We start from the raw sequence: 25,082 nt of genomic DNA, 5'->3' as shown, positions 1-25,082 counted from the left end.
CGCTGGGACGTGCGCCGTCCGGCACGGACGGGGGCCTCGTCGCCCCTCGCCTCTCGGCCCGGGAGTTTCGACGTCGCCCGGCTAGAAGAGCTCGAACTCGCCCGAGGCCTCCTCCTCCTCCTGCTCGCCCGTCAGCCGACGTGCGAGCTGGGAGACGGTCAGGAGCGCGCTCGCCGGCCGCGGGTCCATCTCCCATTCGCCGGGCGTCAGTCCGCGAAGCGCGCGGACATAGATCTCCAGCGCCTCGAGCCGCTGGCTCATCGCGTCGACGAGCTGCGCGTCCGTGACGACGGAATCGACGACGGACGGATCGACGCGCGCCACGAGATCGGCCAGCAGGCCCTCCACCTGTCGCGCCGAAGCGGCGAGTTCGCCGAGCTCGACGCGCAGCGCGCCGAGGATCTCGGTCATCGGCATGTCGGCTGACCCGCACATCGGCAGTGTCTCGTTCCGTGGCGTCGTCTTCGTCGCGGTGTGCGCCATCTCTTCTGCCTTCAGAATAGTTCGAGCTCGCCCGTCGCAACCTGCGGCGCCTGCGGCACCACGGCGCTGCGCCGCTCCTTCTCGAAGATGCGTTCCTCCTCGCGGCCGACCATCATCTGCCGCATGCGTCCCGCCACCGGCCAGAACTGGACCCGGCGCCCGTGCGTGCCGCCGAGGCTGCCGCCGAGATAGGCGAGGCCCTCCCGCCGCAGAAACTCCACGGCGAAGCTGCCGTTCTTCTCGCCGATATCCGTCAGCCCCTGCACCATCCGGGCGCCGCCGAACAGCCGCGTCTCGAGCCTGTCACGGCGGGCGCCGCGCTTCAGGAGACCGTTGACCAGCAGCTCCATCGAGTGGACGCCGTAGCGCAGCGCTTCGGGGCCGGAGGATGAGGTTCCGCCGTCCGGCAAGAGGAAGTGGTTCATGCCCCCCACCCCGGCCACGGGATCGCGCATGCAGGCCGCGACGCAGGAGCCGAGGATCGTCGTGAGAACGATCGAGGGATCGTCCGTCACGTGATACTCGCCCTGGACGACGTGCACGCGCCGTTCGCCCGTCGCCGGGTCGGGCCGGTAGTCGAAACCGGTCGCCATCAATTGAGCTTTCCGACGACCGCTTCGATACGCCCCTTGAGCGCGGCGACCGTGAAGGGCTTCACGATGTAGTTGTTCACGCCGTACTGCATGGCCCGCTTCACGACCTCGGTGTCGGTCGAGCCGGTGAGCATGATGAACGCCGTGTTCTTCAGCGGCGGGTAGGCGCGAATCGAGCGCAGGAGACCGATCCCGTCGAGCTTTGGCATGTTGAAGTCGGAGATGACGAGGTGCACCGGCTGCGTGATGAGCTGCCGGAGCGCCTCTTCACCGTTGGCGCATTCGCGAACGTCCGTGAACCCGATTTCGCGCAGACCATTCCGGATCAGCGAGCGCATCGAGAACTGGTCGTCGACGGTCATCACGCTGAGGGAGCGAGCGGCTGGCATGTGACCTCTCTCGTGTTTGCAGAGGAACAGAGCTCGAGAATCCGGTGACCGATCCTCTCGAGGGGAAGCTGGTGGTCGACGGCGCCGATCTCGTAGGCGACGCGGGGCATTCCGTAGACGACGGAGGAGGCCTCGTCCTGGCCGATCGTGGAGGCACCCTGCCCCTTCATCTCGGCCAGGCCGCTGGCACCGTCGCGGCCCATCCCAGTCAGGATCACGCCGACGGCGGCGCGGCCGGCGGTTCTCGCAACGGAGCGGAACAGCACGTCGACGGACGGCCGGTGCCCGTTGACCGGGTCAGCCGCCACGAGCCGACAGCGGCGGGTTGCGGTGCCCGAGATCTCCAGGTGGAGCTCGCCGCCGGGAGCGAGATAGATCTGGCCGCCTTCGAGCACGTCGCCGTCACGCGCCTCGGACACTCTCGGCAGGCAGACGCGGTCGAGGCGCTGGGCGAAGCTCGCCGTGAAGGTGGCGGGCATATGCTGCGTGATCACTGTCGGCGGGCAATTCTCGGGGAAGGTCGAGAGGACCGCGAGGAGCGCCTCGACGCCGCCCGTCGACGAGCCGATCGCCACGACCTTGCCGTTGCCGATGAAGCCCGTCCGCCGCTCGACCGGCTTGCCGGCCTGCTGGCGGGGCCGCACGCGGGAGCGGGCGGCGGCCTTCACCTTCTCGGCGAGGTCGCCGAACGCCACGTGAGCGGGTGCGCCGGAGGTGGGCTTGCCGACGCAGTCGAACGCCCCGAGTTCGAGCGCCTGAACGGCGACGTCGCTGCCCCGCTGGGTCAGCGTCGAGACCATGATCACCGGCATCGGGCGCAGGCGCATGATCTTCTCGAGGAAGTCCAGGCCGTCCATGTTCGGCATCTCGACGTCGAGGGTGATGACGTCGGGGTTCAGCGCCTTGATGGCCGTGCGCGCCTCCAGCGGGTCGCCCGCCGTGCCGACCACGTCGATCTCGGGGTCGCGCTTCAGGATCGTCGCGACCAGGGAGCGCATGGTCGGTGAATCGTCGACGACGAGAACCTTCACCGTCATCTTGCGCCTCCCATGAGCTGGTAGGTGGTCAGACCGTCGCTGCGGAAGGAGTCCGCGACGCCGGTGATGCGCTCGGAGTGGCCGATATAGAGGCGGCCGCCAGGCGCGAGCATCGACTTGAGGCGAGCCCAGACGCGGCTCTGTGTGTCCTCGGCGAAGTAGATCACGACGTTGCGGCAGAAGATCGCGTCGAACGGCCCCTTCATCGGCCACTGGCCGATCAGGTTCAGCTCGCGGAACGCCACGAGCTGCCGCAGCTCCTCGCCCATCTGCCAGGCGGCACCGCCGGCATCGTCGACCTTCGACATCCAGCGCTTGCGCATCGGATCCGGCATGCCTGCCATCGCGCCCTCCGGATAGACGGCGCGGCGGCCGATCGCCACCACGTCGGGATCGATGTCGGTCGCGAGGATCTTGATGTCGCGGTCGGCCGCATCGGGCATCAGCGACAGGATCGTCAGCGCCATGGAGAACGGCTCCTGGCCCGTGGAGCAGCCGGCCGACCACAGCCGCACCCGCCCGCCGCGCTTCGCCGCCTCGAGGAGCGGCGGGAGCACATGCGTCTTCAGGTGCTCGAAATGGTGCGGCTCGCGGAAGAAGCGCGTCACGTTGGTCGTGAGCGCGGCGAGCATCCGCTTGCGCTCGTCGATGCCCTCCTCGCTGGCGACGATGTCGCAGTATTCGCGGAAGCTCTCGAGGCCGCGCGCGCGCAGGCGCTTCGCGAGCCTTGAGTAGACGAGCGTCGCCTTCGTGTCGGGAAGCGAGATACCGGCGTCGGCATGGAGCATCTCCGCGATGTGGCGGAAATCCTCCGTCGTGAAGAGGAACTCTCCCTCGACCAATCGCTCGTTCCTGGAGCGGCTCATGCCGGCACCTGCGTGGGTGTTCATGCTGCTTCGACCTCGAGCTCGGGGAGCACGCTGTCGAGCGAGACGAGGCTGATCATGCGGCCGTCCACCGCGATGATGCCGGTGACGAAGCGCGTGACCATGTCGCAGGTCACGTCCGGGGTCGGCTGGAGCATGTCCTCGGTGACCGTCAGGATGTCGCACACGGCGTCGACCAGCAGGCCCACCGTCTGGCTCTTCACCCGCACCACGATGATCACGCTGCGTGCCGTCGGCTCGGCCGGGCGCATACCGAGGCGGGCGCCGAGATCGACGACCGGCAGCACGGCGCCGCGCAGGTTGATGACGCCGCGAACGTAGTTCGGCGACTGCGGCAGGGGCGTCGTGTTCGTCCAGCCGCGGATCTCCCGCACCGCCATGATGTCGACGCAGAACTCCTGCTCGCCGATGGAGAAGGCGATGAGCTCGCCGCTGCTCGGAAACTTGATCGTTTCGTTCATGTCCTTACCCCACTGCTGCCATGAGGGTGTTCGTCTGGGGAGCGTCGTGCTTGCGCTTGGCGAGGATCGCGTCGACGTCGAGGATGAGCGCCACCCGCCCGTCGCCGAGGATCGTGGCGGCCGCGATGCCTTCGACCTTGCGGTAGTTCTGCTCGAGGCTCTTGATCACGACCTGGCGCTGGCCCTGGATCGCGTCGACGAGGAAGGCCGCGCGCCCGCCACCCTCCGCCTCGATCAGCAGCGCCACGCCCTCGCCGGGCCTGAGCGGCTGGTCCCGGTAGCCGAGGACGCAGCCGACGTCGATCAACGGCACGTAGGTGTCGCGGATCGCGATCACCCACGAGTTCGGCCCGAGCCGGCGCAGGTCGGCCTGCTTCGGCTGAAGCGTCTCGAGGATCGTCGCGAGCGGCGTCACGAGGGTCTGCCCGCCCGCCGTCACCACCATGCCGTCGAGCACGGCGAGCGTCAGCGGCAGGCTCATCGTGAAGGTCGAGCCGTAGCCGGGCCGCGAGGTGATCCAGATGCGGCCGCCGAGCGACTGGATCGAGCGGCGCACCACGTCCATCCCGACGCCGCGGCCGGACAGGTCGGAGATCTCGTTCGCCGTCGAGAAGCCCGGCAGGAAGATCAGGTTGTCCGTCTCCTCGTCGGAGAGCTGCTGGTCTGGCTCGATCAGCCCCTTCTCGATCGCCTTCTGGCGGACGACCTTGCGGTTGATGCCCTTGCCGTCGTCGGCGACCTCGATGACGATCCGGCCGCTGCGGTGCCTGGCGGAGAGCGTGACGACGCCCTCCTCCGCCTTGCCCGCGGCCACGCGGTCGGCCGTGGACTCGAGGCCGTGGTCGATCGCGTTGCGGATCATGTGGGTGATCGGCTCCGACAGGCGCTCGACCACCGTCTTGTCGACCTCGGTGCCCTCGCCTTCCATCTCGAGGCGCACCTGCTTGCCGGTCATCGCCGCGCATTCGCGCACGAGCCGCGGCATGCGCTGGAACACCGACCGCACCGGCTGCGCGCGGATCGCCATCACGCTTTCCTGGATGTCGCGCGTCAGGTGCTCGAGGTCGTCGAGACCGAGCGCGACGTCGGAGTTCCGCGCGGCGCCCGACTCGAAGACCCGCTGCGCCAGCATCGCCTGGTTGATGACGAGCTCGCCCACGAGGTCGATCAGCCGGTCGACACGCTCGAGCTCGACGCGGATCGTCTGGGTCGGCTGGGCCGACTGCTGGGCAGATTGCTGCGTCGCCGCCTTTGCCGCGCCGCCGGCTTCCTTCTCCGCGGCGGCCGGCTGCTCGGCTGCGGGCGCCGCCGGCAGCGCCGCGGCAGGGGCGGGCTGCGGGGCAGGCTCCTCGACATGGAGCTCGGGCTCGCTCATCGCCTGCGCCATCGCGATCAGCGCCTCGACGTCGGGCGCGGCCTCGGGCGCGGGGAACTCCCCTTCCGGCTCGAAGGCCTCGATCGGCTCCGCCGCCTCGGCCTCTCCGGAAGCCTCTCCGATCAGGGTAATGCCGAGGTCGCAGTCGTCCTCGACGAATTCGAAAATCTCGGCGATCTCGTCCCGGCCGGCCTCGGTTGCCAACTGAATCGACCAGGCGAGGTAGCTCTCCTCCGGCTCCATGTCCTCGAGCAGCGGCAGGGCTCCGGCCTCGAGGCGCACGCTCATCTCGCCGAGGCGGCCGAGCTCGCGCAGGAGCACCGCCGGCTCGTTGGCGGAGGCGTAGAGGGCGGCCTTCGGGCGGAAGCTGATCTGCCAGCTCGGCCTGGCGTCCGCGACCTCGGGCTCGGCGAGGATCGGAAGCTCAGGCTCTTCGGTCTGCGACGCCTCGTCGTCCACGTCGAACGCCATGACCACGGGCGTGAAGTCGAAGCCCTCGATGCCGCCGTCCTCCGAGACACCGGGGGTCAGGACGGGCCCCGGGCGGGAGCCCTGGGCCGGGGCGGGCTGAGGCGCGGGTGCGGCACCGCCGAGCCGGCGGGCGTCGAGCTGCTGCACGAGGCTCTGGCTGCGCTCCGGATCGGCCGGCTCGCCGCCGCGGGCTGCCCGCACGTGGTCGGACAGCATGTCGGAGGACGTGAGCATCAGGTTCAGGAGGTCGGCATCCGCGGCCAGCCTGCCGCCGCGCACCTCGTCCAGGACGGATTCGAACGTGTGGGCGAACCGGACGAGATCCTCCAGGCCGAACGCGCCCGCGCCTCCCTTGATGGAGTGCACCGCCCGGAACACGGCGTTGACGGTATCGTCGTCACCCGCCCCGTCCTTCATCGCCTGGAGACCCGCTTCCAGTTCGGAGAGCTGTTCGTCGCACTCCTGGAAGAAGGTGTCCTTGATTTCCTCGAATGGATCCATGCCCTAAGTCCCCCCGTGGCGGCCGCCCTGGCTCAGGCGGCCACGCGCCTGATGGCGTCGATCAGCTTTTCCGGATTGAACGGCTTGACGATCCAGCCGCTCGCGCCCGCCTGCTTGGCGCGCGCCTTCTTCTCCGGGTCGCCTTCCGTCGTGAGCACGAGGATCGGCGTCGCCTTGAAGGCGTCCTTGCCGCGCACGCCCTCGATGAAGCCGAAGCCGTCCATCCGCGGCATGTTGATGTCGGTGATGATCACGTCGGCATGCTGTTCCTGCAGCACCTCGAGACCGTGCACGCCGTCTTCGGCCTGTACGACCGTGAAGCCGGCCCTGAGGAGCGACATCTTCAGCATGTCGCGCATGGTCCTAGAATCGTCGACCGTCAGGATGGTCATCGACACTGGTCACACTCCTGATGACTGAAATTCGTCGGCATGCACGCCGAACAGGCTTAGGGACTGGTCGAAAGCCTCGCTGGCCGCGCCCAGGGAGAACGGCAGTCCGTCGTTGTGCCAGCTGTCGCGCGCCGACAGCAGGACCTGCAGACACAGCCCGCCGAGCCGCTGGACCTCCGCGCCGTCCAGCTCCACCGGCTTGCCCCGCAGGCCCAGCAACTGCTCCCGCAGAGGTGCTGCGGCCTTGAGGTCGAGTATTGGCGGCAGGCGCAGCGTCTCTGCCTTGTCTTGGATCCGGGATTCCACAGTCTTCTTCCCCTAGAACTCTTCCCATCCAGCTTCGTCGGCCGTGACGGCGGAAACCGCGGCGGCCGCGGACCGGCCCGAGGTCACGCGCACGCTTCGGCTTCCCCGCGTTGCGGTCGAACCTGCCGATGCCCGCGCGCCGCCGACCTTGAAGGCCTCGATCAGCTTCGCCAGTCGCTGGGCCTCCCGGCTCAACGATTCGCTCGCCGCGCTCGTCTGCTCGACCATGGCCGCATTCTGTTGAGTGACTTGATCCATCTGGTTAACAGCGGAACTTATTTCGCCGAGTCCGGTCGACTGTTCTTCGGCGGACCGTGAAATCTCCGCGATCAGGCCGTCGAGCAGCACGACCCGCTCGACGATGCGCCCAAGCGCGTCGCCGCTTTCGCCGACGAGACCCGCGCCCGACTCCACGTGGCGCGCGGACGCCTCGATCAGCTCGCCGATCTCGCGGGCGGCGTCGGCCGAGCGCTGCGCGAGCGCCCTCACCTCCTGCGCCACCACGGCGAACCCCTTGCCGGCCTCCCCGGCCCGGGCTGCCTCGACGCCGGCATTGAGCGCGAGAAGGTTCGTCTGGAAGGCGATCTCGTCGATCAGGCCGATGATCTTGCCGATCTGCGCGGACGAGCTCTCGATGGAGGCCATCGCCTCGACCGCCCGGTTGACGATGGCGCCGCCGGCCTGCGCGTCGGCCTTCGCCTGCTGCATCACCTGCGAGGCCTGGCGCATGTTGCCGGCGGCCTTGCGGATCGCGTCCGTCGTCTGGTTGAGCGCGGCCGCCGTCTCCTCGAGGCTCGCGGCCTGCGTCTCCGTCCGGCGCGAGAGGTCGTTCGAGGCCTGCTGGATCTCGCCGCTGCCCGAGGAAACCTGCCCGCTCGAGGTCGCCACCGCCTGCATCGTCGCCTGGAGCCGTTCCAGCGCCGCATTGAAGTCGTCGCGCAGCGCGGCATACTCGTCCGGAAAGTCCTGGCGGAGCCTGTAGGTAAGTTCGCCCTCGGCCAGCCGCCGCAGCGCCTCCGCGAGCCCCCCGACGACCACCGCCTGCTTGTCCGACGCCTCCTGACGGAGCGCCGCCGTCTGGGTCTGCTCGCGTGCGGCCGCCTCGCCCATCGCCTCCGCCTCGCGACGGGCCTCCTCGGCCGCGCGGCGGCTCTCTTCGGCCACTTCCCGCTCCCTGGCGAGGGCCGCGAACATCCGCGTCAGCGTGAAGGCGAGCCAGACGAGTGCCACCGCCTCGACGACGAGGATCACCGCGTGCATCGAAAGGCGAACGAGGCTGCCTCCGCCGGGATAGATCATCGCCGGCAGCGCGAAATTCAGCACGACGTGATGCGCGGCGACCGTCGCCGCGCCGGCGGCGATCACCCGCCAGTCCAGCATGACCATCAGCACCGCCAGCGCGGCGAAATAGTACATGTGCATGTCGACCTGCAGCGGGTTGCCCGCCAGGAGCGCCACCTCGGTCGAGATCAGGCCCATCAGCGCGACGCCGAGCAGGATGCGCGAGGTCTGCGCGGCCTGCGTGGCGTACACGGCGAAGGTGCAGAGGCCGGCGACGGAGATCGCCGCTGCGACCGGCAAGAGGATCGCGCCTGCCGTGGCCGCGGCGATGGCGGCGACGAGCGGCACTTGCAGCCATACGAGCGCGCAGACGAGCACGGTGCCGCGCCGTCTCTGAGCATTGAAATTGAGCACCCCCGCCTCCCCCTTCACGTGCCCGCTTCCTGCGGGCTGCAACCAAGCATGTCGGCATCGACCACGATCCAGGCACCCATCGCCGACAGGCGGGATGCCAGATCCTCGGAAGGCCGCAGCACGAGCACGTTCCTCCACATGCCGGGCCCCAGAACGTGTCCGGCGTCACTCGCTGCGGCGTAGGCCCTCTCGACCGTCCACCAGGGCGGGAAGACCGCGGCCACCGCGCGAGCGTCGGACGGCACGGGCGCGGCGAGAGCGACGGCGAGCGTCGCCGAGGCCATCGCCGCGCCGGCGCACCATGCGACGAAGGTCGCCATCCTCAGGACGCCCGGCGCAGGCGCGGCCGCGCCATGTCGTCGGACCGCCCGGCCGCGGCGCCGAGGCGGAACTGCGCAACGAGGCGGGACAATTCCGCAGCGTCCTTCGCGAGGCTCTGGGAGGCGGCCGTCGCCTCCTCGACCATCGCGGCGTTCTGCTGCGTCACCTGGTCCATCTGGTTGACGGCCGTGTTCACCTCGCCGAGCCCCGTCGCCTGCTCGGCCGTGGACGACGCAATCGTGGAGATGAGCCCGTTGATGCTCTGGACCTTGTCGACGATGCGGTGCAGCGCCTGTCCGGTCCTTCCCACGAGCGCGACGCCCGTCTCGACCTGCTCACCCGACGTCTGGATCAGCGACTTGATCTCGCGGGCCGCGTCGGCCGAGCGCTGCGCGAGCGCACGGACTTCCTGCGCGACGACGGCGAAGCCCTTTCCGGCCTCGCCGGCGCGGGCCGCCTCGACGCCCGCGTTCAGCGCGAGAAGGTTCGTCTGGAAGGCGATCTCGTCGATGACGCCGATGATCTGCGAGATCTCTTTCGCCGAGCCTTCGATCGCGTTCATCGCCGTGACGGCCTGCTCGACCACCCGACCGCTCTCCTCGGCCTCTCTCGTCGCCTCGCCGACGGCTTCGCCGGCCTTCCGGGTCCCTTGTGCGGTCTGCCGGACAGTGGCCGTGATCTCGTCGAGCGCCGCCGCGGTCTCCTCGAGGCTCGCGGCCTGCGTCTCCGTGCGACGCGAGAGGTCGCCCGAGGCCTGGCTGATCTCGCCGGCCGCCGCGCGTATACCGCCGGCGCGCTCCGCCACCGTCTGCATGGCGGCCTCGAGGCGTTCCGCGGCGTGATTGAAGTCGTCTTTGAGCTTCTGGAAAGCCGGTGCGACGGGGCCCTCGACACGCACGGCGAGGTCGCCTTGCGCGAGCCGCGCCAGGCCCGCCTCGATCAGGCTCATGGCCTGGGCCCGCTCCGCTTCCGCAGCGTGGCGCTTCTCTTCCTCGCGGCGCCGGGCCTCCTCCGCCGCCTCGATATAGACGGAGATGGCAAGGTCCATGTCGAGCAGGACGGCCTTCACGAAGGCGCCGATCGACCGGCCGAGCGCGTCCGCCTGGGCCTGCCCCTGGAACGCCCAGCGCGAGCGCAACCTCTGGACGAGCGCGCGGATCACCTCGTCGGCGATCAGGGCGTAGCCGCCAATGTACCAGCGCGGCTCGAGTCCGATCCTCGCATGGGTCTTCCCGACGGTCGTCACGCCGTCCAGGTAGTGCTCGTTGAAGTCGCCGTTCGCGATGTTCGACCAGTGACCGGCCTGCGCGCGCTTGGCGCGGCTCATGTGCTCGGGGTTCGAAAAGAACCGCGCGACGGCCGGCTCGGCTGCGATTTTCTCGTAGAACAGCGCCAGGGCGGCCGGCACCTCCTCGTCGAGGATCGGCTTGATCTTTCTGAGTTCGCCGCAGGTGGCCCCGTCGAGTTCGATGAACTTCAGACGCTCGGCCAGAAGATGTTTCACGTCCACGGATTTCTTCCCGATCATCACGCGCCCCACGCTTTCTGCGGGGGCGCCCGCTCCGCCTTTACCGTCGAAGCATCGGCGGGTGCGGCAACCGATAGGTGACACGGAAGAGCCTAAATTTCCGCTAATGGCTCAACGGCTTAATCTGCGGATCACTTGGCACTTTCTGCCTTCGGCGAAGCTTCGGGAGCAAATTTTGGGTGGTCGGCGAACCTTCGCCGGCGGCCGGACCTGCGCCTGGCAGACGCAACAAGGGCGCGGCGCCATGTGCATGGCGGCCGCGCCCTCTTACTCTGTGCCTATGTCGGGGCGGGGGCCTTCACGCAGAGATCAGAACTCCTCCCAGCCCTGGTCCTCGTTGGCGGGCTCCATGCGGAGGGCGGCGTTGCCGTGCGTGGCCGGGCGCCGGGCCGGCCGTGCGGGCGCGGGACGCCGGGCCTCGGCCGGCTCTGCGGCATGCGCCTTCCGGGCCTCGCCCGTCAGGCGGAAGCGCGAGACGAGGCGGACGAGCTCGCCCGTCTCGCTGGACAGCGTGTGCGAGGCCGCCGTCTGCTGCTCGACCATCGCCGCGTTCTGCTGCGTCACCTGGTCCATCTGGTTGACGGCGGTGTTGACCTCGGCGAGGCCGGTCGCCTGCTCCTGCGCCGAGGCCGAGATGTCGCGCACGATGGCGTTGATCTCGGCGACCTGCGCGGCGATCTCCTTCAGCGCCTCGCCGGTGCGGGCGACGAGGTCGACGCCCTGGTCGACCTGCGCCGTCGAGTTGTCGATCAGGCCCTTGATCTCCTTCGCCGCCTCCGCCGAGCGCTGGGCGAGCGCGCGCACCTCGCTCGCGACGACCGCGAAGCCCTTGCCGGCGTCGCCCGCACGCGCCGCCTCGACGCCCGCGTTCAGCGCGAGCAGGTTCGTCTGGAAGGCGATCTCGTCGATCACGCCGATGATCTGCGAGATCTCCTTCGAGGACGCCTCGATGCCGCTCATCGCCTTCACCGCGTCGCCGACCACCGCGCCCGACTGCTCGGCGAGCGACGTCGTGCGGCCGACCACGTCGCGGGCGTGGCCGGCCCCGTCCGCCGTGCGCTTCACGGTCGCCGTGATCTCGTCGAGGGCGGCGGCCGTCTCTTCGAGGCTCGCCGCCTGCTGCTCGGTGCGCCGCGACAGGTCGTCGGAGGCCTGGCTGATCTCGCCCGTGCCCGAGCGGATCGCCGTCGTCGAGGCCGCGATCGTGCGCATCGCCTCCTCGAGCTGCGCCATCGCGCCGTTGAAGTCCGCCTTCAGCTGCTCGTAATTCGCCGGGAAGGCGCGCGCGATCCGGTAGCCGAGATCGCCGTCGGACAGCCGCGACAGGCCGCGGCCGATCTCGCCGACCACGATCTCCTGCTCCTCGGAGGCCGCACGCCGGCTCTCCTCGGACGCCGCCCGCTCGCTCTCGGCCTCCCGCCGCCGCTCCGCTGCCTCAGCCTCCACACGCAGCTTCTCCACGGCCGCCTGCTTGAAGGTCTCGACCGCCTGGGCCATGCGGCCGACCTCGTCGGACCGCCCGACATACGGCACCGTCACCTGGTTGTCGCCCGCCGCCAGCGCCGTCATGACGTCGGTCACCTCGCGGATCGGCCGGGTGACGCTGCGCGACAGGAACAGGGCGACGACACCCACGACCATCGCCGCCAGAAGGAGCCCGAACAACGCGCCCTTCATCATCTTGTCGGCTGCGAGGCTCTCGAGCCTGGATTGATCCCAGGCCGTGGCCAGCGTGCCGAGCCGCTCGCCGCCCGGCATGATCGGCGCGAGGACGACGAGATGTCCGCCCTCCCAACCGGTCACCACCTCGCCGGCGGCCAACCGCTCCGCCGATGCTTCCGTCAGGGACGCCAGCGCGCCGAAGCTCGCGAGGCTGGGGCTGTCGAAGCTCGTCACGACAGCCCCGTCCCGGTTCAGGACCAGGAGGTTCGAGAGCTCGTTGTCCGAGCCGGCGACGAGATCCGCGTAGACCTTGTCGACGACATCGGCCTTGCCCCATTTCACGCCGCCGGCCATCTGGTTCGACATCAGCTGGACGATGTCGGACGTGCTCATCTCGGCCTGCTCGTAGACGGAATCACGGAGATTCTTGAGCTCGAGCGCGACGAGCGCCGCGATACCTATGAGGACAGGCACGGCCGTGGCGATGGCGGCCTTGAACCCTATCGACCGCGTTCGGCCGAACGGGCTCGGCATGAAGCGAGACATGGCACTCTACTCCCTACGCGTCGTCGATCACATCGCGAGCAGTTCGAGGTTGATGCCGATGGTGACGGCCCCGACGAGCTCGTCGCTCTCCGGATCGACGATCGCGACGCTCGCCTGGGACTGCAGGGTCTGCGTCGACTCGTCGTGCTCGACCTCGTCGACGAAGATCTCGCGGCTGCCCGCGCCATAGGTCTTCTGCCACTTGGCCTCGTCGCCCTGCCAGAAGTCCGAGGTCGGGTCGCTCTGCCCGACGTTCAGGCCCTTGGCGTCCATGACGAAGAGCTCGGTGATCATCCCCTGCTGGCCGTCCTTCACGCCCTTCAGGTAGTCGGACAGGGCGGATGCCATCGTCTCTTCCATCAGCGGACCGCCGCCGTCCTTCACCTCCTGCCGCCACTGCAGATCGAGCTCGTCGACCTTGGCCTGGCCGAAGGCCCCCGTCTCCTCGTTCTGCTCCCTGATCGCCGCGATGACGGCCGGATCCTGCAGGGCCTGCATGAGCTCCGCATTCACGTAGTCGCGGATCGGCGCGACGTGGTCGTCGGAAGCGAGTGCGGGCGTCGCCGCAGCCGCCATGACCGCCGCGATGGCCGAGACTTTCAGGATCGTGTTCTTCATTTGCTGTCCCCTCTCTGATTGTTGTTCCGTCCCCGCCTTCCACCCAATGGCGGCCCCGCTGCAGGGGCTGTCGGCGGCACCGGGGGCACCGCACGGGACGGATGCGCCCGGAGGCGCGTTATCTAGGGTCCGCCGGAGCATAGGCTCCGCCGTCCCCACGAACTTCGTGACGGCGGCCCGAGATCGGGACCACCACCGGAGAGGAGCGTAGAACTGTTTTGTTTCTAGAGATTTAAGCCGAGTTCTCAGTATAAACGCGTCGATTCTGCAGCATATGCGCGTCGACTGTCGAGACTCTCTACGGAATCACGCGTCCGACTGGAGATTCGTCCGCTGCCGTGGCACCGCGGCAGGATCGGAGAGGTCAGCGCGGGCGCACGGCCGGCTGGCCGAGCTGCGGAAAGATGAACTCGACACCGGCCGCCTCCAGCGCCTTCTGCACCTCGGCCAGCTTCGGCTCGAAGCTCGGCGGCGCCCCGTCCATCTCCTCGAGCCGGCGGATCGTCGAGACGGAGATGTCGGCGGCTTCTGCCAGCTCGCGCACCGACCAGTTGAGGATGCCCCGGGCGGCGCGGAGCTGGGCGCCGGTCGGCTGATGCGCCTCTTCGCCCGCGACGCTCCCGAGGCCGGCGAGTCCGAAATCCCGGCACAAGCCCAGCCACTCCCGCGTCTGGCCGTCCGACGAGGCGACCGGTGTCATGTGAACCCGGAAGCTGTGTCCGTCCACCTCCCCGGACGCCAGCCGGCAGTCGATCTCCAGCGGCTCGCCATGCGCCACCGCACGCTCCCACGCGTGACGGGCCGGAGGCCGGTCCTCCGGCGCGAGAAGGTCGATCCAACTCTCGAGGCCGTCCATCAACGCGCCTTCGAACAGACCCTGCGGGTCGGAAAGCAGTTCGGCGCTTCCATCCGTATGCGCCGCGAACACGAGACCGCCCGCGGCGGCGGCCAGGGCCTTGAACCGCTCGGTCGACGCCCCGAGCTCGCCCTCGAGGCGCTTGCGCGCCGTGATGTCGAGCACGATGCCGACGACGCGCACCGGCCGCCCGTCGCGATCCGACAGCGACTCCGTCTTCGTGGTCATCCAGCGCACGGAGCCGTTCGGCCGGATCAGCCGGAAATCGAAGCTCAGCGCCAACCCGTCGCGCATGGCCTGCGCCCGCTTCAATTGCAGCGGGCGGTCCTCCGGATGGATCATCGAATGGAAGAACTCGCGCGTCGGGCGCCCGTGTCCCGGCACGAGTCCGAACAGCCGGTAGAGGCCGTCAGACCAGTCGAGCTCGTCGTCGACGAGGTTCCACGTCCAGACCCCGACATGCCCCCGCTCCTCGAGGATGTCGAAGTACTCGCATCCCATCCTGGACTTCGAGCTGCTTTCATCGGAAATCATGCTGTTCACATGCAGGCTTTTTCTTGTGAGCGGGCCCGCCCTCTTAGGGATTGATCGTGTGCGACGCGACGGAAGTCCAGTGCACGGTCAATCCTCTGAGCATCACCGACATGCGATGAGGGCGCAAATCGGGATGTCTACGGAGCGGCCACGAAAAAGGATCATCCAGGTGGCGCGGTTCAGCGAAATTGACGCTGGGTACGGCTTCGTGCCGGTCAGGCGCCCGTGAGGTCGCCGACCCGCGCCGCGATGGCGAGGCTCGAGGTGAGGCCGGGCGATTCGATGCCGTAGAGCGAGATATAGCCGGGCAGCCCCGTCTCCCGGGGCCCGTGCAGCAGGAAATCCCCTGCCGGCCCGCCCCGCGCCCCGACCTTCGGCCGGACGCCGCTATAGGCGGGCACGAGGCTCGCGTCCGGAAGACCGGGCCAGTAGCGCCGGATCGCCGCGTAGAATCCATCGCCGCGGCTGGGGTCGACCGCGTAGTCGATGCGCGCGGGGTCGTCGTGGTCGAGCCACTCCACGTCCGGTCCGAAGCGGCCCTGTCCGGCCATGTCGACGGTGTAGTGGACGCCGAGCCCGCCATCGACGGGCATGGGATAGACGAGCCCGCGGAAGGGCGGCTTCCCCGAGAGGCCGAAATAGTTGCCCTTGGCGAGATGCAGCTCGGGGATGTTCCTGGCGCCGAAAGCGGCCGACACGCGCTGGGCCCAAAGGCCCGAGCAGTTGACGACGGTGCGGGCGGCCAGGGTGAGTTCGTCCGCTCCCCCCACATGCACGCGCACCATATCGCCCTCGGCCGCGCCGCCGCCCAGGACTTCGGCGCCGAAGGCGACGCTGCCGCCACGATCCTCGAGCTCGCCCTGGAAGGAGAGCATCAGCGCGTGGCTGTCGACGATGCCGGTGTTCGGGGAGTGGAGCGCGGCGACGCAGGTGATCTCGGGTTCGAGCGTGCGGGCCTCGGCCGCGCTCAGGGGGCGCAGGTCGACGCCGTTCTCGGCCGCCTTCGCCCGCAGGGCCGCTAGCGCTCGCGCCTCCGCCTCGTCCGTCGCCACGATCAGCTTGCCGACGCGGCGGGTCGGAACCCCGTGCGTATCGCACCAGTCGTAGAGCCGGCGGGCGCCCTCCACGCAGAGACGCGCCTTCAGGCTGCCCGTCGGATAGTAGATGCCGGCATGGATGACCTCGGAGTTCCTCGAGCTCGTCCCGGAGCCGAGTTCTCGCGTCGCCTCGAGCAGCACGACCTCCCGGCCGCGCCGCGCGAGCCCCGCCGCAACCGCGAGCCCCACCACGCCGCCGCCGATCACCACCGTGTCGAGACGCTCCACCCTGTCCTCCGCCACCGTCTATGCGAGCGGACGAACGCTCGCCCACCGGCCGCGCTCGCGCAAGGCGCAACGTCAGTTCGCGGACTCAAGCGGTCGGCCTCGCGCCATGCGACGAAGACCCGGCGCATGCCGTCAGTCGACCTCTGCGCCTTGCCTCAGCCTGCCCATGGTGCGCACGAGGTGCCGGTCGTCGAGGATGGAGAGCAGTCGCCGAAGCGCATCCTGGTCGGCGATCGCGTCGTCCGGCCGCAGCCACGCGGCAAGCACCGTCTGCGCCTCCCCGAGGCGCCCCAGCACCAGGTCGACATCTTCCGGACTCATCTTGTCACCTCGTGAGCGCCGCAGGACGGATGAACCCTGTGGCAACGCTACGTCAGAATGACGAAAGAAGGTCGAGAAAGAGTGAATTTCCGCGCGTTCTCGGCGAATAACGGCAGAAGGGGGAGATGGACGCGTCCGCGCTCGAACGGCAGAAGGCCTTTCGACGCCGTCTGGACGCCCGTCCAGGCCTGCCGGCCTCGCCGCCGCTTCGTCAGATCATGTTCAGGGAAATATGGTGGGCGCACTAGGGCTCGAACCTAGGACCCGCTGATTAAGAGTCAGCTGCTCTACCAACTGAGCTATGCGCCCGCCACCACTCGGCTGCGACCTCGTCGCGACCGGTTGCAGCGATATAGTCAAGCGCGAGCAGGATGTCCACCCGGGCCGGACGGTTTTTTCCAGCAGGTGCGCGATGGGCTCGCGAGCGCCGATCGCGCGCCTCCCTTGCCTCGACGGGGCGAGCGTGCCAAGCCGAAGCGACGACACACGAAAGGGACGTCGGATGATGAGCACCGTCCTGGAGATCAGCTGCCATATCGCCGGCCGGCGCATCCCCGGCTCGGGCGATGCGCTCTCCTCCATCAACCCCGCCAACGGCGAGACGCTCGCCACCGGCAACGCCGCCGCCATGCCCGAGATCGAGCAGGCGATCGAGGCCGCCCGGGAGGCACGCCGAAGCTGGATGGCGATGTCGGCCGCGGAGCGCGGGCGCGTTCTCGCCCGGGTCGCGGCGATCCTGCGGGAGCGGCGCGACGACCTCGCGCGGCTCGAGGTGCTCGACACGGGCAAGCCGATCCAGGAGGCGCCGGCGGCGGACATCGATTCGGCGGCGGATTGCTTCGAGTTCTTCGCGGGCCTGACCCAGATCGTCCAGGGCGAGCACATCCCCTTCGGCGACGACGGCTTCGCGTATACGAGGCGCGAGCCACTCGGCATCTGCGCCGGCATCGGCGCCTGGAACTACCCGATCCAGATCGCGAGCTGGAAGACCGCGCCCGCGCTCGCGGCCGGCAACGCGATGCTCTTCAAGCCGTCCGAGGTGACGCCGCTGACGGCTCTCGAGCTCGGCCGCATCGTCGAGGAGGCGGGCGCCCCTCCGGGCCTTCTGTCCATTCTGCCGGGAGGCCGCGAGACGGGCGAGATCCTGTCGACCCATCCGGCGATCGCGAAGATCTCCGTGACCGGCTCCGTACCCACGGGCAAGGCCGTCATGGCCTCCGCGGCCGGCACCCTGAAGCACGTGACGATGGAGCTCGGCGGCAAGTCCGCGCTTCTCGTCTTCGCGGATGCCGATCTCGACGACGCGGTGTCGGCCGCGATGCTCGCGAACTTCTACACCCAGGGCGAGATCTGCACGAACGGCACCCGCGTCTTCGTGGAGCGGCCGGTCTGCGAAGCCTTCCTCGAGAAGGCGAAAGCTCGTGCCGAGGCGATCCGGATCGGCGATCCCCTGGATCCGGAGACCCAGATGGGGCCCCTGATCCACGCGCAGCACCTCGACAAGGTCATGAAGTTCGTCGAGAACGGAGTGCGCGAGGGTGCCCGGCTCGTCACTGGGGGAAAGCGGCTCACCGACGGCGACTTCGCGAAGGGCAACTTCATGCAGCCGACGATCTTCGCCGATGTGCTCGATCAGATGACGATCTGCATGCAGGAGATCTTCGGCCCGGTGATGAGCGTCTTGCCGTTCGAGAGCGAGGAGGAGGCGCTGCGGCGGGCCAACGACACGCCCTTCGGCCTCGCCGCCGGCGTGATGACACGCGATATCTCGCGCGCCCACCGGGTGGCGGCGAAGCTCGAGGCGGGCGTCGTCTGGGTCAACCACTACAACCTGACGCCGATCCCGATGCCCTTCGGCGGCTCCAAGATGTCCGGGCTCGGCCGCGAGAACGGGCTCGCCGCGCTCGACTTCTACACCGAGCGCAAGAGCGTCTACGTGAATCTCGGCGGCGTGGAGTCACCCTATTGAGCTCCGTGACAGGAAGCAGGCCGCTCGAGCCGGAAGGCGCGGCAGCCCGTGCCGTGGGTCGTGAGCCACCTGCGGCACGAACGGCCGATGCGGCTTCCCCCGCACCTCTCGACGAGACGATGTCCGAACCGATCCTGAAGAACGCCCACGCCGCCCTCGACATCACGATCGAGGGCATCGACGCCCTGAAGACATCGCTCCACGAGGGCCCGCTGGCCGCGGCCTTCGTGAGGGCGATCCGCCTGCTGCAGGACCTCAAGGGCCGGCTGATCATCTCGGGCGTCGGCAAGAGCGGCCATATCGGCCGCAAGCTCGCGGCCACGTTCTCGTCGACCGGCACGCCGGCGCACTTCGTCCACCCGACGGAGGCGAGCCACGGCGACCTCGGCATGATCGGCGCGGAGGACGCGCTGCTCGCCCTGTCGTGGTCGGGCGAGACCAGCGAATTCGCCAACATGATCGAGTACACGCAGCGGTTCGGCGTGCCGCTCGTCGCGATCACGGCGGGCGAGAACTCGACCCTGGCGCGCGCCGCGCGCGTCGCCCTCGTCCTGCCGCAGATCCGGGAGGCGTGCCCGCACAATCTGGCGCCGACGACGTCGACCGTCCTGCAGCTCGCTTTGGGTGACGCGCTCGCGGTGACGCTGCTCGCGGAGAAGGGGTTCCGCCCCGACGACTTCCGCATCTTCCACCCGGGCGGCAAGCTCGGCGCGAGGCTGCGCTACATCCACCAGTTCATGCATGCGGGCCCGGAGCTGCCGCTCCAGCCTCTCGGCACGCCGATGTCCGACGCGCTGATCAAGATGACCGAGCACGGCTTCGGGACACTCGGCATCGTCGACCCGGAGACGGGCGAGCTGAAGGGGATCATCACCGACGGCGACCTGCGCCGCCACATGAGCCCGCACCTTCTCTCTCAGAAGGTCGAGGAGGTGATGACGAGGAACCCGATCACCGCGCGTCCGGACGACATCGCCTCGAGCGCGCTGCAGCTCCTCGAGACCCACAGGATCACCGTCATCTTCGTCGTCGAGAACGGCAGGCCGATCGGCGTCGTGCGCTTCCTCGACCTCCTCCGCGGCGGCATCGCCTGAGATCGGCGGAGGACGGAGAGCCCATGGCCGACATCCTCTTCGTCCACAACAACTTCCCCGGCCAGTTCGGCTTCGTCGCCCAGGCGATGCGAGACCGGGGACACCGCTGCGTCGCCATCGCTTCGCAGACCGGTCGCGAGCTGCCGGGGATCGGCCTCCTGCGCTGGCGGTCCAGCCGCGGCACGACGCAGGGGATCTTTCCGGCCGCGACCCGCGCCGAAGCCGACATCATCCGGGGGCGCGCCGCCGTCGAGTGCGCCCGCGTCCTGGCCGGCAAGGGCTTCCGGCCGAAGCTCGTCGTCGGCCATCCCGGCTGGGGCGAAACGCTCTTCCTGAAGGAGGTGTTTCCCGAGGCGAAGGTGCTGCTCTACGCGGAGTATTTCTACCGGAGCCGGGGCGGCGACGTGAATTTCGACGCCGAATTCGACGAGATGGACTTCGACAAGTCCGTCCTCGTCAACGCGAAGAACGCCACGCTGGGCCTCGCCTATCTCGGCGCCGACCGGATCGTGGCCCCGACGGAGTTCCAGAAGAGCACCCTGCCGCCCGCGCTCTGGCCGTCGACGACGGTCATCCACGAAGGCGTCGACCTCGCCGCGGTCCGGCGCGACCAGAAGGCGAGCTTCCCGCTGCCGGACGGGCGACGGCTCGACGCGACGACACCGGTCGTCACCTTCGTCAACCGTCGCTTCGAGCCGCTCCGGGGCTTTCACATCATGCTGCGCGCCCTGCCGCGCCTGCTCGAGACGGTGCCGGAGGCAGAGATCCTGATGATCGGCGCCGACGAGCGCGGGGGCTACGGCAAGCCGCCGCCCGACGGCCACACCTGGAAGTCGGCCCTGCTGCCCGAGGTCGAGGGCCGCCTCGACATGCGCCGGGTGCATTTCACGGGCCGCGTCTCGCCCGCCGACCTGCACGCCGCGATGTCGATCTCCGCGGCGCACGTCTACTACACCTACCCCTTCGTCATGTCCTGGTCGCTGCTCGAGGCCATGGCGACGGAGTGCCTGATCGTGGGTTCGGACACGGGGCCGGTCCGCGAGGCGATAGCGCACGGCGAGAACGGCCTGCTCCTCGACTTCTTCGACGTCGAAGCGCTCGCCGACACGCTGATCTCCGCCTGCCGCGAGCCCGCCCGCTATGCCGCGCTGCGGCAGGCCGCGCGCCGCACCGTCGAGGAGCGGTTCGACCGCGACAGGCTGTGCCGGCCGCGCTGGCTCGCCCTGATCGACGAGATGCTCGTTTGACCATACGCGGCATCCCCAACGATCTCGCCTTTCGGGGCTTAAGGCTTGCGCCAGCAGACGAAATGACCAAAAGTGACCCCACAACCGGGGAGGCCACTGGTCTTTTCGCCGGGAAGACAAACGACATGGGAGGATCTGCATGCGAGTTTTCGTAACCGCCACCGCCGGCGCGGCGGCACTGGCCCTTTCGGCGGGCGCGCTGTCCGCCCAGGAGGTCGACCGCACCGGCTGGCCGTCGAGCTTCACGGTCGGCACGGCGAGCCAGGGCGGCACCTTCTTCGTCTACGGCTCGGGCTGGGCGAACCTCGTCGCCGAGGAGCTCGGCATCACGGGCGCGGGCGAGGTCACGGGCGGGCCGATGCAGAACATGGCGCTTGTGCACACCGGCGATCTCGCCTTCGGGCTGACGACGCTCGGCCCGGCACAGGAATCTCTCCAGGGGACGAACCCGATCGCGCCGGGGCTCGAGATGAACAATGTCTGCGCGATGTTCCCGATGTACCAGACGCCGTTCCATCTCGCGGCTCTGGCCTCCGAGGGCATCACCTCGCTCTCGGAGATCCCCGACGGCACGGTCATCGGCTTCGGGCCGGCCGGCTCCTCCGCCGACACCTATTTCCCGGCCATGCTCGAGGAGCTCGGCGTCAGCTTCGAGCGGCGTAACGGCGGCTGGGACGATCTCGGCGGCCAGATGCAGGACGGGCTGATCGACGCGATCGGCTTCGCCGCCGGCGTGCCGATCCCGACCGTGAGCCAGCTCGAGGTGCAGACCGACATCTCGATCGTCGGCTTCACGGACGAGGAGCTCGCCACCGTCACCGAGAACTTCCCCGTCGCCGAGTACACCGTCTCGGCCGACACCTACCGGACGCTTCAGGAGGACATGACGTCGGTCGCGATGTGGAACTTCGCGATCGCCAACTGCGACCTGCCGGAGAGCTTCGTCTACGAGGCGACGCGCATCGCCATGGAAGACAATGCCCGCATGGTGAACATTCACAGCTCGGCGGTCGAGACGCTGCCGGAGCACTGGGACAAGAACAACGTCCTGAAGTGGCACCCGGGCGCGGCGCGCTGGTTCAACGAGAATGGCGGCGCCTCGATCCCCGACGACATGATCCACGGCGGCTGAGCCTCCCGCGATAGGACGGCGGCCCGGCCGCCCAACAAGACGGCGGTCCAGCCGCCAGCGCGAACCCGCCCCTCCGCGGCCATCCGGCAGCGGAGGGGCTCAAGGCCGAACGGCTGACCGCCACAAGGCGGCATGGGGATCATGGGGAAAGCTATGGCGGTGGAGCCGCAGAAGCCGTCCGGCGCGCGCGTCGAGGACGAGGTGGATGTCGTCGTGGCCCAGGGGGTCGATGACGAGCCGGTCGAAGCCAACAGGCGAATGTTCGAAGGCCGGGCCTTCGCCGTGGTCGCCGCCATCGCCGCCGTCTACGCCTTCTTCCACATAGCGGCGCTGAACGGCCTGTCGATCCGCAACATGACCGGCGGCGCGATCAACCTGCCGTTCCTGCCGCGCCTGCCGATGGAGACGTGGAACTTCCGCATCGTCCACATCGCCGGCGCCCTCCTTCTCGGCTTCCTCCTCTACTCGGCCAGCCGGTTCGACGACGACGAACGCCGCACCACGAAGCCGGTCAACCTCGTGGGCGCGGCGCTCTTCCTCGTCGCCCTCTGGTCGTTCGGCGTGGCGCTCTGGTTCGGATCGCAGATCCGGGGCGGCGCGATGTGGAGCGGGATGGACCCCGCGATCCGCTTCAACGAGATCTGGCTCTACGGCGTGCCGCTGATCGCCGCCACCGTGGGCGGCATCGTGCTCGGCTGGATGGAGCGCGGGCCGCGAACCTGGTTCTCCGTTCCCGACCTCGTGCTCGCCGTCTGCGGCTTCGCGGTCGCGGCCTACCTGATCACCATCTACGGCACGCTGATGCGCAATTCGACGGGCACGCCCTTCGCGCCCATCGGCATCTCGCTCGCCGCGATCGCCGGCACGCTGCTCATCATGGAGCTCACGCGGCGCGTCGCGGGGCTCGCTCTCGTGGTGATCGCGGCCTTGTTCCTGATCTACGTCTTCACCGGCCAGTATCTGCCGGGCTTCCTGAACTCGCCGCCGATCAACTGGGCGCGGTTCTTCAGCCAGATCTACACAGATGCCGGCATCCTGGGGCCGACCACTGCGGTTTCTTCCACCTACATCATCCTCTTCATTATCTTCGCGGCCTTCCTGCAGGCCTCGAAGGTGGGCGACTATTTCGTGAACTTCGCCTTCGCCGCCGCCGGCCGCGCACGCGGCGGGCCCGCCAAGGTCGCGATCTTCGCCTCAGGCCTGATGGGCATGATCAACGGCACCTCGGCCGGCAACGTCGTCGCGACCGGGTCTCTCACCATCCCGCTGATGAAGCGTCTCGGCTATCCCGCCAGGAGCGCCGGCGCGGTCGAGGCGGCCGCCTCGACGGGCGGCCAGATCATGCCGCCGATCATGGGCGCCGGCGCGTTCATCATGGCCGAGGTGACGGGCATTCCCTACCAGGAGATCGCGATCGCCGCGATCATCCCGGCGATCCTCTATTTCGTCTCGGTCTACTTCATGGTCGACCTCGAGGCGGCCAAGCGCGGCATGCGCGGCATGCGCGAGGACGAGATCCCGAAATTCTCGAGACTCATCCGCCAAGTCTACCTCTTCATCCCGATCATCATCCTGATCGCGGCCCTCTTCATGGGCTATTCGGTGATCCGCGCGGGCACGCTGGCGACGATCTCGGCGGCGGTCGTGAGCTGGCTCACGCCCTTCCGGATGGGCCCGCGCGCCATCGTCAAGGCGTTCGAGCTCGCCGGCGTCATGTCGATCCAGATCATCGCGGTCTGCGCCTGCGCTGGCATCATCGTCGGCGTGATCTCGCTGACGGGTGTCGGCTCGCGCTTCTCGAACCTCCTTCTCGGGATCGCCGCCGCCTCGCAGCTCCTCGCCATGTTCTTCGCCATGTGCATCTCGATCCTGCTCGGGATGGGCATGCCGACGACGGCCGCCTACGCGGTCGCCGCCGCCGTGGTGGCGCCGGGCCTCGTCAATCTCGGCGTGCCGGTCCTGACGGCGCATTTCTTCGTCTTCTATTTCGCCGTCGTCTCGGCGATCACGCCGCCCGTGGCGCTGGCGAGCTACGCGGCGGCCGGCATATCCGGCGCCAAGGCGATGGAGACCTCCGTCACGTCGTTCAAGATGGGCCTCGCCGCCTTCATCGTGCCGTTCATGTTCTTCTACAACGGCGCGCTCCTTATGGACGCCGAGTGGATCGCGATCATCCGCGCGACGCTGACGGCGGTGGTCGGGGTCTTCCTGCTCTCCTGCGCGGTGCAGGGCTGGTTCCTCGGCCTCGCCGCGGCCTGGTTCATCCGGGCCGGCCTGCTCGCGGCCGCGCTCCTGATGATCGAGGGCGGCCTCGCCACCGACCTCTCGGGCATCCTGCTCGCCGCGGCGATGTACTTCATCCAGCGCGTCTTCCGCCCGCGGCCGGACGCGCTGATGCCCGTGAAGGGCGCGGATTGAGGGCGGCCGGACCGAGACGATCGCCGGCTGGATGGCCGAGGTCGGCCTGTCGTCGGCCGTCTCTGCCGGAGGGGTCGCGCTGCGCCGCGCCGGGACGCGGAGGAAGCGGCGGGATGCCCGAACGTCGCCGCCCTTCTAGCGGCTTGCGGCCGTGGCCACGATGTAGGCGCCGAGCAGGAGCAGGGAGACGAAGAAGACCCGGCGGAACACGGCCTCCGAGAGATACGACCTGACCCGCATGCCGACGGCCATGCCGAGAAGCGCCGGGAGAAGCGCCACGAGGGAGAGCCAGCCGAGCTCTGCGTCGAGGAAGCCGCCGCCGCCGAGCGCGACGGCGAGGGCCAGGGTCGAGCCGCCGAACAGCATGCCCATCGCCTGCACGAACATGTCGCGCGGCATGCCGATCGCCTGCAGGTACATCACGCCCGGAACGGCATAGGCGCCGGTCATCCCGGTGAGCACGCCGTTGGCGGCCCCGCAGACGAGGCCCGTCCACCGCTCATGCCTCGGCGGCACGGAGAAGCGCACGCCGAACAGGTTCACGACGGAGTAGACGGCGATCAGGACGCCCAGAAGGCCGGAGAGGAGGTCGAGATCGAGGCGCGTCAGCGCGAGCGCGCCGATCCACACCGTCCCCATCGCCAGGAGCAGGAACGGCCAGATGCGGCGGAGGATGGCGAGCCCGTGCCCGCCCGACATCGCCTGCCACAGGTTCGTGATGGCGGTCGGCAGGAGCATGAGCGCCATCGCCTGGGTGAGGCCGAGCGTCGTCGTCAGAAGCGCCAGGATGACGGTCGGCATGCCGAGGCCGATGACGCCCTTCACGAGGCCGGCGAGGAGGCAGGTGCCCGCGATCGCCAGCAGCACGAGGGGATCGCTCACCGCGCAGTCTCTCGCCGCGCGGCCGGCCCGACGACCAGC

Annotated in this window: 23 protein-coding genes and 1 tRNA gene; 5 read left to right on the top strand and 19 right to left on the bottom strand. The window is 69.1% G+C overall.

Annotation, left to right across the window (positions count from 1 at the left end):
- Nucleotides 1-81: 81 nt before the first annotated feature.
- From N177_RS21400 to N177_RS12835, 18 genes are all read right to left on the bottom strand, one after another.
- Nucleotides 82-483, bottom strand: a complete 402-nt coding sequence (locus tag N177_RS21400) for a hypothetical protein (protein WP_023432802.1) — start codon at nt 481-483, stop codon at nt 82-84.
- A gap of 11 nt (nt 484-494) precedes the next feature.
- On the bottom strand, nt 495-1,076 hold the full coding sequence (locus tag N177_RS12915; protein ID WP_023432801.1) for a chemotaxis protein CheD: 582 nt from the start codon (nt 1,074-1,076) through the stop codon (nt 495-497).
- Nucleotides 1,076-1,465: a response regulator gene (locus N177_RS12910; RefSeq protein WP_023432800.1), complete on the bottom strand. Its 390-nt coding sequence runs from the start codon at nt 1,463-1,465 to the stop codon at nt 1,076-1,078. The genes N177_RS12915 and N177_RS12910 overlap by 1 nt, the downstream gene beginning before the upstream one ends.
- On the bottom strand, nt 1,438-2,502 hold the full coding sequence (locus tag N177_RS12905; protein ID WP_023432799.1) for a protein-glutamate methylesterase/protein-glutamine glutaminase: 1,065 nt from the start codon (nt 2,500-2,502) through the stop codon (nt 1,438-1,440). Before N177_RS12905 ends, N177_RS12910 begins: the two co-directional genes overlap by 28 nt.
- A complete protein-coding gene (locus N177_RS12900; RefSeq protein ID WP_040485715.1) occupies nt 2,499-3,392 on the bottom strand; it encodes a CheR family methyltransferase in 894 nt (297 codons plus the stop codon). The genes N177_RS12905 and N177_RS12900 overlap by 4 nt, the downstream gene beginning before the upstream one ends.
- On the bottom strand, nt 3,389-3,850 hold the full coding sequence (locus N177_RS12895; protein WP_023432797.1) for a chemotaxis protein CheW: 462 nt from the start codon (nt 3,848-3,850) through the stop codon (nt 3,389-3,391). Before N177_RS12895 ends, N177_RS12900 begins: the two co-directional genes overlap by 4 nt.
- 4 nt (nt 3,851-3,854) lie before the next feature.
- Nucleotides 3,855-6,197, bottom strand: a complete 2,343-nt coding sequence (locus tag N177_RS12890) for a chemotaxis protein CheA (RefSeq protein WP_023432796.1) — start codon at nt 6,195-6,197, stop codon at nt 3,855-3,857.
- A 32-nt stretch (nt 6,198-6,229) separates the two neighbouring features.
- Nucleotides 6,230-6,589, bottom strand: a complete 360-nt coding sequence (locus tag N177_RS12885; protein WP_425280798.1) for a response regulator — start codon at nt 6,587-6,589, stop codon at nt 6,230-6,232.
- Between the two features lie 9 nt (nt 6,590-6,598).
- Nucleotides 6,599-6,895, bottom strand: coding sequence for an STAS domain-containing protein (locus N177_RS12880; RefSeq protein WP_200863401.1), 297 nt, complete (start codon nt 6,893-6,895; stop codon nt 6,599-6,601).
- Between the two features lie 12 nt (nt 6,896-6,907).
- Nucleotides 6,908-8,590 (bottom strand): methyl-accepting chemotaxis protein, encoded by a 1,683-nt coding sequence (locus N177_RS12875; protein WP_081718529.1) that lies wholly within the window; start codon nt 8,588-8,590, stop codon nt 6,908-6,910.
- Between the two features lie 14 nt (nt 8,591-8,604).
- Nucleotides 8,605-8,910, bottom strand: coding sequence for a hypothetical protein (locus N177_RS12870; protein ID WP_023432792.1), 306 nt, complete (start codon nt 8,908-8,910; stop codon nt 8,605-8,607).
- Between the two features lie 2 nt (nt 8,911-8,912).
- Nucleotides 8,913-10,415 carry a globin-coupled sensor protein gene (locus N177_RS22395; protein WP_425280797.1) on the bottom strand — a complete coding sequence of 501 codons (1,503 nt, stop codon included), beginning with the start codon at nt 10,413-10,415 and terminating at the stop codon, nt 8,913-8,915.
- 333 nt (nt 10,416-10,748) lie between these two features.
- Nucleotides 10,749-12,647, bottom strand: coding sequence for a methyl-accepting chemotaxis protein (locus N177_RS12860; protein ID WP_023432789.1), 1,899 nt, complete (start codon nt 12,645-12,647; stop codon nt 10,749-10,751).
- Nucleotides 12,648-12,674: 27 nt separating this feature from the next.
- A complete protein-coding gene (locus tag N177_RS12855; protein WP_023432788.1) occupies nt 12,675-13,265 on the bottom strand; it encodes a hypothetical protein in 591 nt (196 codons plus the stop codon).
- Between the two features lie 364 nt (nt 13,266-13,629).
- The gene (locus tag N177_RS12850; RefSeq protein WP_023432787.1) at nt 13,630-14,622 is read right to left on the bottom strand and encodes a PAS domain-containing protein; all 993 of its coding nucleotides are present in this window, start codon (nt 14,620-14,622) and stop codon (nt 13,630-13,632) included.
- Between the two features lie 248 nt (nt 14,623-14,870).
- The gene (locus tag N177_RS12845; protein WP_023432786.1) at nt 14,871-15,980 is read right to left on the bottom strand and encodes an NAD(P)/FAD-dependent oxidoreductase; all 1,110 of its coding nucleotides are present in this window, start codon (nt 15,978-15,980) and stop codon (nt 14,871-14,873) included.
- Between the two features lie 132 nt (nt 15,981-16,112).
- Nucleotides 16,113-16,301 carry a hypothetical protein gene (locus N177_RS12840; protein ID WP_023432785.1) on the bottom strand — a complete coding sequence of 63 codons (189 nt, stop codon included), beginning with the start codon at nt 16,299-16,301 and terminating at the stop codon, nt 16,113-16,115.
- A gap of 233 nt (nt 16,302-16,534) precedes the next feature.
- Nucleotides 16,535-16,610 (bottom strand) — tRNA-Lys (locus N177_RS12835).
- A 193-nt stretch (nt 16,611-16,803) separates the two neighbouring features.
- Here N177_RS12835 and betB point away from each other — a divergent pair.
- From betB to N177_RS12810, 5 genes are all read left to right on the top strand, one after another.
- Nucleotides 16,804-18,270, top strand: coding sequence for a betaine-aldehyde dehydrogenase (gene betB, locus N177_RS12830; protein WP_023432784.1), 1,467 nt, complete (start codon nt 16,804-16,806; stop codon nt 18,268-18,270).
- A 119-nt stretch (nt 18,271-18,389) separates the two neighbouring features.
- Entirely contained in the window at nt 18,390-19,364 is a 975-nt protein-coding gene (locus tag N177_RS12825; protein WP_051402367.1) for a KpsF/GutQ family sugar-phosphate isomerase, read from the top strand.
- Nucleotides 19,365-19,387: 23 nt separating this feature from the next.
- On the top strand, nt 19,388-20,611 hold the full coding sequence (locus N177_RS12820; protein WP_023432782.1) for a glycosyltransferase: 1,224 nt from the start codon (nt 19,388-19,390) through the stop codon (nt 20,609-20,611).
- Nucleotides 20,612-20,750: 139 nt separating this feature from the next.
- Nucleotides 20,751-21,743 carry a TAXI family TRAP transporter solute-binding subunit gene (locus N177_RS12815; protein ID WP_023432780.1) on the top strand — a complete coding sequence of 331 codons (993 nt, stop codon included), beginning with the start codon at nt 20,751-20,753 and terminating at the stop codon, nt 21,741-21,743.
- Nucleotides 21,744-21,884: 141 nt separating this feature from the next.
- The gene (locus N177_RS12810; protein WP_244444279.1) at nt 21,885-24,161 is read left to right on the top strand and encodes a TRAP transporter permease; all 2,277 of its coding nucleotides are present in this window, start codon (nt 21,885-21,887) and stop codon (nt 24,159-24,161) included.
- Nucleotides 24,162-24,296: 135 nt separating this feature from the next.
- Here N177_RS12810 and N177_RS12805 read toward each other — a convergent pair whose 3' ends face one another.
- Nucleotides 24,297-25,043 carry a sulfite exporter TauE/SafE family protein gene (locus tag N177_RS12805; protein ID WP_023432778.1) on the bottom strand — a complete coding sequence of 249 codons (747 nt, stop codon included), beginning with the start codon at nt 25,041-25,043 and terminating at the stop codon, nt 24,297-24,299.
- Between the last annotated feature and the right edge of the window lie 39 nt (nt 25,044-25,082).

Origin of the sequence: Lutibaculum baratangense AMV1 (genome assembly GCF_000496075.1) — a bacterium.
GTDB lineage: Bacteria > Pseudomonadota > Alphaproteobacteria > Rhizobiales > Tepidamorphaceae > Lutibaculum > Lutibaculum baratangense.
This window is presented reverse-complemented; position numbering and strand designations above follow the sequence as displayed.

What these genes read in the sequence shown, in the direction of transcription:
- N177_RS21400 (WP_023432802.1), bottom strand. Translation starts at nt 483, where the DNA reads ATGGCGCACACCGCGACGAAGACGACGCCACGGAACGAGACACTGCCG.
- N177_RS12915 (WP_023432801.1), bottom strand. Translation starts at nt 1,076, where the DNA reads ATGGCGACCGGTTTCGACTACCGGCCCGACCCGGCGACGGGCGAACGG.
- N177_RS12910 (WP_023432800.1), bottom strand. Translation starts at nt 1,465, where the DNA reads ATGCCAGCCGCTCGCTCCCTCAGCGTGATGACCGTCGACGACCAGTTC.
- N177_RS12905 (WP_023432799.1), bottom strand. Translation starts at nt 2,502, where the DNA reads ATGACGGTGAAGGTTCTCGTCGTCGACGATTCACCGACCATGCGCTCC.
- N177_RS12900 (WP_040485715.1), bottom strand. Translation starts at nt 3,392, where the DNA reads ATGAACACCCACGCAGGTGCCGGCATGAGCCGCTCCAGGAACGAGCGA.
- N177_RS12895 (WP_023432797.1), bottom strand. Translation starts at nt 3,850, where the DNA reads ATGAACGAAACGATCAAGTTTCCGAGCAGCGGCGAGCTCATCGCCTTC.
- N177_RS12890 (WP_023432796.1), bottom strand. Translation starts at nt 6,197, where the DNA reads ATGGATCCATTCGAGGAAATCAAGGACACCTTCTTCCAGGAGTGCGAC.
- N177_RS12885 (WP_425280798.1), bottom strand. Translation starts at nt 6,589, where the DNA reads ATGACCATCCTGACGGTCGACGATTCTAGGACCATGCGCGACATGCTG.
- N177_RS12870 (WP_023432792.1), bottom strand. Translation starts at nt 8,910, where the DNA reads ATGGCGACCTTCGTCGCATGGTGCGCCGGCGCGGCGATGGCCTCGGCG.
- N177_RS12860 (WP_023432789.1), bottom strand. Translation starts at nt 12,647, where the DNA reads ATGTCTCGCTTCATGCCGAGCCCGTTCGGCCGAACGCGGTCGATAGGG.
- N177_RS12855 (WP_023432788.1), bottom strand. Translation starts at nt 13,265, where the DNA reads ATGAAGAACACGATCCTGAAAGTCTCGGCCATCGCGGCGGTCATGGCG.
- N177_RS12850 (WP_023432787.1), bottom strand. Translation starts at nt 14,622, where the DNA reads ATGGGATGCGAGTACTTCGACATCCTCGAGGAGCGGGGGCATGTCGGG.
- N177_RS12840 (WP_023432785.1), bottom strand. Translation starts at nt 16,301, where the DNA reads ATGAGTCCGGAAGATGTCGACCTGGTGCTGGGGCGCCTCGGGGAGGCG.
- betB (WP_023432784.1), top strand. Translation starts at nt 16,804, where the DNA reads ATGATGAGCACCGTCCTGGAGATCAGCTGCCATATCGCCGGCCGGCGC.
- N177_RS12825 (WP_051402367.1), top strand. Translation starts at nt 18,390, where the DNA reads ATGTCCGAACCGATCCTGAAGAACGCCCACGCCGCCCTCGACATCACG.
- N177_RS12820 (WP_023432782.1), top strand. Translation starts at nt 19,388, where the DNA reads ATGGCCGACATCCTCTTCGTCCACAACAACTTCCCCGGCCAGTTCGGC.
- N177_RS12815 (WP_023432780.1), top strand. Translation starts at nt 20,751, where the DNA reads ATGCGAGTTTTCGTAACCGCCACCGCCGGCGCGGCGGCACTGGCCCTT.
- N177_RS12810 (WP_244444279.1), top strand. Translation starts at nt 21,885, where the DNA reads ATGGGGAAAGCTATGGCGGTGGAGCCGCAGAAGCCGTCCGGCGCGCGC.